This is a genomic window from Mycobacterium sp. NPDC003449 (assembly GCF_053588415.1).
Genome location: NZ_JBSFPX010000270.1, coordinates 1 through 7,299, shown reverse-complemented (window position 1 = coordinate 7,299; position 7,299 = coordinate 1). Strand labels below are relative to the sequence as shown.

The window sequence follows — 7,299 nt, the reverse complement described above, 5'->3', positions numbered from 1 at the left end:
TGATCCAGGGCGGTGCCGGGACGTCGACGAATATGAACGCCAACGAGGTGATCGCGAACCGGGCGCTCGAGCTCTCCGGTGCGCACCGCGGCGGCTACGACCGGCTGCATCCGCTCGAACACGTCAATCGCGGCCAGAGCACCAACGACGTGTACCCCACGGCCATCAAGGTGGCGCTGCAGGTGCAGATCGCCACGCTGCGCGCCGCCATGACCGAGCTGGCCGACGGGTTCGCGGTAAAGGCGGAGGAATTCGCGACGGTGTTGAAGATGGGCCGCACCCAGTTGCAGGACGCCGTGCCGATGACCCTGGGCCAGGAGTTCAGCACATACGCGGTGATGCTCACCGAGGACGCCGAACGCCTGGCCGAGGCCGCCCTGCTGGTCACCGAGATCAACCTGGGCGGCACCGCGATCGGCACCGGGTTGAACGCCCATCCCCGCTACGCGGCGCTGGTCTGCGAAAAGCTCGGTGCCATCACCGGGTTCGAGCTCTCCACGGCGGGCAACCTGGTGGAGGCCACCCAGGACGTCGGCGCCTTTGTCCAGCTGTCCGGGGTGCTCAAACGCACCGCCCTCAAGCTCTCGAAGATCTGCAGCGATCTGCGGCTGTTGTCCTCGGGACCCCGGTCGGGTTTCAACGAGATCAATCTTCCGGCCGTGCAGGCGGGTTCGAGCATCATGCCGGGCAAGGTCAACCCGGTGATCCCCGAAGCGGTCAATCAGGTGGCTTTCGAGGTGGTCGGCAACGACGTCACGATCAGCATGGCGGCCGAGGCCGGACAGTTGCAGCTCAACGCGTTCGAGCCGATCATCGCCCACTGCCTGTTCCAGTCGCTGGCGCATCTGGATTCGGCGTGCCGGACACTGCTGGACCGGTGCGTCGTCGGGATCACCGCCAACCGCGAGCGGTTGTACGAGTCGGTGACCAATTCGATCGGTGTCATCACCGCGCTGAGCCCGTACCTCGGCTATGCCACCGCGGCGCGGATCGCCAAATCGGCGCTGGCAACCGGACGGACGATTCCCGAGATCGTAGTGGCCGAAGGGCTGTTGAGTGCCGAACGGGTTGCCGAGTTGCTGGCGCCCGAGTCGCTGGCCGGACTGTGAACACGAGCAAGGAAGGGCTCTGCCGATGACGAATGTGCTGTACCTGTACGGCGGATGGCCCGGCCACAGCCCGTACAACATCGCCGAGTGGACCCGCGATCTGGTCGGTGAGCTCGGCTTCGATCTCGAAGAGTCCCAGGACATCTTCACCCTCGACCGCGACCTCACCGGGTACGACCTGATCATCCTCGGCTGGAACAACGCGCTGACCACCGAAGACCTCACGGACGCGCAGGAGGACCAGCTGCTGGCCGCGGTCGAATCCGGCACCGGGGTGGCCGCGTGGCACGGTGCCGCGGCAGCATTCCGGTCCAGCCTGCGTTACCATCTGATGCTCGGTGGCGACTTCCTGGCCCATCCCGCAGGCGAGGGCTACCCGCACCCCTACGAGGTGACCATCGTCGACCGCGAGCACGAGGTGACCCGTGGGGTCGGGGACTTCCCGGTGGCCTCCGAGCAGTACTACATGAGCGTCGACCCCAACAACGTCGTCCTGGCCGAAACCACGTTCGACGGGGCACATTTCGCGTGGCTGGACGGGCTGAGGAGCCCGGTCGCCTGGGTGCGGCAGTGGGGCCGTGGCCGGGTGTTCTACCACTCGATCGGCCATGGCCGGCAAGACCTCGCGGGTGCCGACGTCCGCAGGCTCACCAAACAGGGCATCGCCTGGGCGGCGCGGCGATAGCCAGCGGTTCGCGGTATCCCTAGCCTGCGCCGGATGCGGACCGGGGCGCGAGCCGCATCAACTGGGTGACGTGCCCGGGGCCCAGCTCTTCCAGGGCGCGGACGCCCAGTAGCCGCATCGTTCGTTCGATCTGGCCGCTGACGATCTCGATCATCCGGTTGACGCCGTCTTCGCCGCCGGCCATCAGCCCGTAGAGATACGCCCGTCCCAGCAAGGTGAATCGCGCGCCGAGCGCGACGGCCGCGACGACATCGGCACCGGACATGATTCCGGTGTCGAGGTGAACCTCGTACTCGCTGCCGACTTCCCGGACCACCTCGGGCAGCAGATGAAACGGAACCGGTGCCCGGTCGAGTTGCCTGCCCCCGTGGTTGGACAGGATGATGCCGTCCACGCCGACCCTGGCGACCTCCTTGGCGTCGGCCAGGCTCTGGATTCCCTTGACCACGACCTTGCCCGGCCATTGGTCCCGGATCCATCTGAGGTCGTCGAAATCGACGGTCGGATCGAACATCGTGTCCAGCAGTTCGCCGACGGTTCCCGACCAACGATCCAGCGAAGCGAACGACAACGGCTCGGTGGTGAGGAAATCGAACCACCACCATGGCCGCGGAATGGCGTTGGCGACCGTGCCGAGGGTCAGCTGCGGCGGGATCGAGAAGCCGTTTCGCTTGTCGCGCAGGCGCGCACCCGCCACCGGCACATCCACCGTGACCAGCAGGGTGTCGAAACCGGCGGCGGCGGCACGTTCGACCAGCGCCATGGAGCGGTCCCGGTCCTTCCACATGTACAGCTGAAACCAGTTCCTGCCGTGCGGGTTTGCCGCCTTCACGGCTTCGATGGCGGTGGTGCCCATGGTGGACAGGGAGAACGGGATTCCGTGCCGTCCCGCGGCGCGCGCCCCCGCGATCTCGCCTTCGGTCTGCATCATCCGGGTGAACCCGGTGGGTGCGATCCCGAACGGGAACCGCACCGGGGCGCCGAGGACATCCCACCCGGTGGCGACGTCGGCCACGTCTCGCAGGATCGACGGGGTGAACTCGATGTCCTCGAACGCCTGGCGGGCGCGGGCCAGCGAGATCTCGGCCTCCGCGGCGCCTTCGGTGTAGTCGAACGCGGCCTTCGGTGTGCGGCGCTGGGCTATCCGCCGCAGGTCGTACACGGTCTGCGCCTTCTGTAACCGGTTGCGTTTGAAATCCAGGCTCGGTTTCTTGAACTGCAACAGGGGTGCGAGGTCGCGGGCTTTCGGGACTTGGCGTCTGATCATCGGTGACCCTTTTGTGAGGAGGCAACACGGCCGGCCTGCAAGCATAATCCGCAGTCGGCCAGCAAATCGGGGCTCGGGTCGCCCGGCGGCCGGTTCATCCTTCCGTCACAAATTCGGCGACATGTGACAGTTGACACACGCATCGCGACGGAGCAGTCTTCCATCATTCGAGAATCTAGTTCCGAGCTATGAAAGGCCTGGTGCGTAGATGGTGTCGACGAGGATGAACCAATCGCACTGGCGCGCACCGTTATCGACTCCCTCGGGGCGCAACCATGTATGAGCAGGTGCTCGACCCCGTCGGCAACTCGCTCGCGCTGTCCGCTCTGGTCGCCGCGCTGCCCCTGCTGACGATCTTCGTCCTGCTCGGCGTCGTCCGGATGAAGGCACAGTGGGCCGGACTGATCGCGCTCGCGGTCGCGTTGGTGGTGGCCGTGGCTGCCTACGGCATGCCCGTCGGGCAGGCACTTAGCAGTGCAGCCGAAGGCGCGGTCTTCGGGTTGTTCCCGATCATGTGGATCGTCGTGACGGCCATCTGGGTCTACAACATGACGGTGACGACCGGCCATTTCGACGTCCTGCGCCGGTCGTTCGGCGCGGTGTCGACCGACCAGCGGATCCAGGCGATCATCATCGCGTTCTGCTTCGGCGCGCTGATGGAAGCCCTGGCCGGCTTCGGTACACCGGTGGCGATCAGCGCCGTCATGCTCATCGCGATGGGGTTCTCGCCGATGAAGGCGGCCACGGTGGCGCTGGTGGCAAACACCGCCCCGGTCGCGTTCGGCGCCATCGCGGTGCCGATCACGACGTTGGCCAAGATCACCGGGCTGCCGGTGGGGGAGTTGGCCTCGACCGTCGGCAGGCAGACTCCCGTCCTCGCGCTGTTCGTACCATTGGTCCTCGTCCTGCTGGTCGATGGTCGCCGTGGCGTACGGCAGTGCTGGCTGCCCGCGGTCGTCGCCGGGATCGTGTTCGCCATCGCGCAGTTCGTCTCCGCGAACTATCTGTCGGTGGAACTCACCGACATCATCGCGTCGCTCGCTTCGGCCGGAGCACTGGTCGTCCTGCTGCGGTTCTGGCAACCGGGTGAGGTGCTCGTGGTGCAGCGGGCCCGCGGGGGCGACGACGGGCAGGACCGTGTCGCCACCGTCCCGGCGTCGGCGCACGCCGCGGAATCCGGGCGGCGTGAGGGCCCCGTCCCCGATGTGACCACGGGATCGGGGCGAGTGGCCGAGGATGCCGAACCGCCGGCCGACTCCGGCCGGGACGTGCTGAAAGCCTATGCGCCGTACCTGATCATCATCGTGGTGTTCTCCGTCGCGCAGCTCGGCCCGGTCCGCACGCTGCTGGGCACAGGTGCGGTCTCGTTCCCCTGGCCGGGCCTGGACATCGCCACGGCGTCCGGCGAGCCGCCGTCGGGTGTGACGTTCTCGTTCGGCTTCCTGTCCTCGGCCGGAACCCTGCTGTTGATCTCCGGGCTGATCACCATGGCTGCACTGGGGCTGAAACCCGTTGCGGCGGTGCGGGCATTCGGTGCGACGCTCAACCAGCTCAAGTGGGCCATCCTCACCGTGGCCGCGGTCCTCGCGCTGGCGTACGTGATGAACTTCTCCGGCCAGACGATCACCATCGGCCAGTGGATCGCCGGAACCGGCAGCTTCTTCGCGTTTCTCTCTCCGGTACTCGGCTGGCTCGGTGTCGCGGTGACCGGCTCGGACACCTCGTCGAACGCGCTGTTCGGCACGCTGCAGGTCGCGGCCGCCCAACAGGCCGGGCTTAGCGAGGTGCTGGTAGCCGCCGGCAACAGCTCCGGCGGCGTGCTCGGCAAGATGATCTCTCCGCAGAATCTGGCGATCGCCGCGGCCGCCACCGCGATGCCCGGCCGGGAGGGCGATCTGTTCCGCAAGGTGATCGGATGGTCACTGGGCTTCCTGCTGGTGATGTGTGTACTCGTCTACCTGCAGTCCACCCCGGTGCTCTCGTGGATGCTGCCGTGAGTGCGGCCACCCGCTGAGTAGCTAATCGCCCGAAGAATCCGTTCGGACCGGCTTCACGTCACCTCGCGTATGGGGTTTGACCTGCGGTTTCAGCCCGCTTTTCGGCTGGATCGCGGCTCGGGAGCGCTACCCGTTATGGGAAATGCCGCCGCTGTTCCTTGCACGTATTGGGTCTGCCCGGGGTCGCCGGGGGCGATCACACTTCATGTGTGGTCGCAGCCACATGACCTGTCGACCCACAGTGCACCGACAGCCGGAAACCCGAGTCCGAGGAGACATCACGATGACAGTGACAAACGGTGGGGGTCGTTCGCTCAGCGGCGATGACGCCCATCTGCGAGTGCTGGGTTATGAAGAGAAATTCGACCGGAAGATCGGGATGTGGTCGAATTTCGCGCTCGGATTCCTCTATCTCTCGCCCATGGTGGGCGTGCTGTCGATGTTCACCCAGGCCCTCACGACGGCGGGCCCGCCGTCGATCCTGTGGCTGGTGATCGCCGCGGCAGGTCAGTTGCTGGTGGCCATGGTGTTCGGCGAGATCGTGTCGCAGTTCCCCATCGCGGGTGGGCTCTACCAGTGGGCACGCCGACTGTGGAACGGTCCATACGCCTGGATCATGTCCTGGATCTACATCGCGGGCATCGTGGTGGGCTGCACCACCACCGCGATGTTCAGCGCGGATTTCGTTCTCGCCCTGTTCCACTCGGATTCCAACATCTCCTCGACGCCGCTGCAGAAGCTGATCATCGCCACCGTGGTGGTGTTGATCTGCCTCGCGCTGAACTCCACCGGTTCCAAGACGCTGGCCACGATCGCCAAGGTCGGGCTGGCCGCCGAGGTGGCCGGCATCGTGGTGGTTGGGCTGTATCTGTTGATCTTCTCCCGCAAGAACAGCTTCTCGGTGTTGTTCGACACCATGGGCACGGGTGGCGACGGCGATTACCTGAGCGCGTTCGCCACCGCGGCCATCATCGGTCTGGTGCTCTACTACGGTTTCGAAGCCTGCGGTGAGGTCGCCGAGGAGACCCCGAACCCGAGCCGGACCATCCCCCGGTCGATGATGCTGACGGTCATCCTGGGTGGCACCGCCGCGCTGTTCGCCTTCGTCGGCTACATCCTGGCCGCGCCCAACCTGCAGGACATCGTCGACGGCAACGTCGCCAACCCGATCCCGGCCATCCTCACCGGAACGTTCGGCGAGGCGGGCACCAAGGTGTTCCTGCTGATCGCGCTGACCTCGTTCCTGGCCTGTGTCATGGGCCAGCAGGCGGCGGGCAGCCGGCTGATCTTCTCGTTCGCCCGCGACGACATGTTCCCCGGCAGCAGCATCTTCAAGAAGATCTCGGGCCGCAAGGTTCCGGTCAACGCGACGATACTGGTTGTCTCGCTGTGTATCTCTCTGTTCGTGATGTTGTACTTCCTGCCCGACGCCCTGTTCCGGGTCGCGGCCTTCCAGATGCTGGCCGGCTACTTCGCCTTCCAGATGGTGGTGTTGGCCTCGCTGCGGGCCAGGGCCAAAGGCTGGCAGCCCGGCGGGCGCTGGACGCTGGGCAGGTGGGGGTGGCCCGTGGGGATCGGGGCCCTGGTCTACGGCGTGCTGTCGATGATCGTGCTGGCCCGCCCCAACGGCGACCCGACACTGCACTTCTTCGATCGCTGGATCGCGCTGACCGGATTCGTGGTGGTGGCCGCCGTCGGGCTGATCTACATGGTGATCGCCAAGCCGTACCGGAACTCGACCGCGCCCGAGGGCGACGCCATCGAGATCGCCAACCTGCTGCGCGACCACCGCGCCAAGGACGATATGGCGGATCGGGAGGTAGTCAGCGCCAGCGACTAAGCGGGGCCGGTGCTCGAGCGGACGATCAGCTGGGTGGGTTTGACCGACCGCCGCCGGGACCGCCCCTGCAACAGATCGAGCAGGATGGTCGCGGCGGCTCTGCCTTTCTCGGCCAGCGGTTGGTGAATCGTGGTCAGGCCCACCAGATCGGCGATCGGGGCGTCGTCGAATCCGATCACCGATACCTGTCCGGGGACGGAAACACCCTTGCGGTCAAGGGCTTTGATCGCCGCCACGGCGTGGACATCGGAGGTCGCGACGATCGCGGTCGGTGGTTCGGCGCCCGATATCAGCTGTTCGGCCGCGGCCATGCCGCTGGCCATGTCGATGTCACCGGCCTCGGTCCATGGTGCCGCCGAGCGCCTCGTCGAGCTTCGCGTGGGCGGCCCGGTAGCGCTCCG

6 protein-coding genes are annotated in these 7,299 nt (G+C 66.4%); 4 read left to right on the top strand and 2 right to left on the bottom strand.

Annotated elements, in window-relative coordinates; all coding sequences use genetic code 11:
* Both ACWDTP_RS36000 and ACWDTP_RS35995 read left to right on the top strand, forming a co-directional pair.
* Positions 1–1,109, top strand: a 1,109-nt coding sequence (locus ACWDTP_RS36000) for an aspartate ammonia-lyase (RefSeq protein ID WP_450027996.1), incomplete at its 5' end; no start/stop codon positions are given.
* A 25-nt stretch (positions 1,110–1,134) separates the two neighbouring features.
* Positions 1,135–1,794, top strand: coding sequence for a ThuA domain-containing protein (locus ACWDTP_RS35995; RefSeq protein ID WP_450027995.1), 660 nt, complete (start codon positions 1,135–1,137; stop codon positions 1,792–1,794).
* A 19-nt stretch (positions 1,795–1,813) separates the two neighbouring features.
* Here ACWDTP_RS35995 and ACWDTP_RS35990 read toward each other — a convergent pair whose 3' ends face one another.
* Complete coding sequence (locus ACWDTP_RS35990) at positions 1,814–3,061, bottom strand: alpha-hydroxy acid oxidase (RefSeq protein WP_450027994.1); 1,248 nt, start codon at positions 3,059–3,061, stop codon at positions 1,814–1,816.
* A 275-nt stretch (positions 3,062–3,336) separates the two neighbouring features.
* On the opposite strand from ACWDTP_RS35990, the gene ACWDTP_RS35985 reads away from it, so the two are divergent.
* Positions 3,337–5,058 (top strand): L-lactate permease, encoded by a 1,722-nt coding sequence (locus ACWDTP_RS35985; RefSeq protein WP_450027993.1) that lies wholly within the window; start codon positions 3,337–3,339, stop codon positions 5,056–5,058.
* A gap of 283 nt (positions 5,059–5,341) precedes the next feature.
* Positions 5,342–6,898 carry an APC family permease gene (locus ACWDTP_RS35980; RefSeq protein ID WP_450027992.1) on the top strand — a complete coding sequence of 519 codons (1,557 nt, stop codon included), beginning with the start codon at positions 5,342–5,344 and terminating at the stop codon, positions 6,896–6,898.
* Here ACWDTP_RS35980 and ACWDTP_RS35975 read toward each other — a convergent pair.
* A partial coding sequence (locus ACWDTP_RS35975; RefSeq protein WP_450027991.1) for a substrate-binding domain-containing protein occupies positions 6,895–7,299 on the bottom strand: 405 nt, incomplete at its 5' end. The two genes, ACWDTP_RS35980 and ACWDTP_RS35975, sit on opposite strands and share 4 nt — an antisense overlap.

Excerpts from the sequence above, each read along its gene's own strand:
- ACWDTP_RS35995 (WP_450027995.1), top strand. The coding sequence starts at position 1,135 with ATGACGAATGTGCTGTACCTGTACGGCGGATGGCCCGGCCACAGCCCG.
- ACWDTP_RS35990 (WP_450027994.1), bottom strand. The coding sequence starts at position 3,061 with ATGATCAGACGCCAAGTCCCGAAAGCCCGCGACCTCGCACCCCTGTTG.
- ACWDTP_RS35985 (WP_450027993.1), top strand. The coding sequence starts at position 3,337 with ATGTATGAGCAGGTGCTCGACCCCGTCGGCAACTCGCTCGCGCTGTCC.
- ACWDTP_RS35980 (WP_450027992.1), top strand. The coding sequence starts at position 5,342 with ATGACAGTGACAAACGGTGGGGGTCGTTCGCTCAGCGGCGATGACGCC.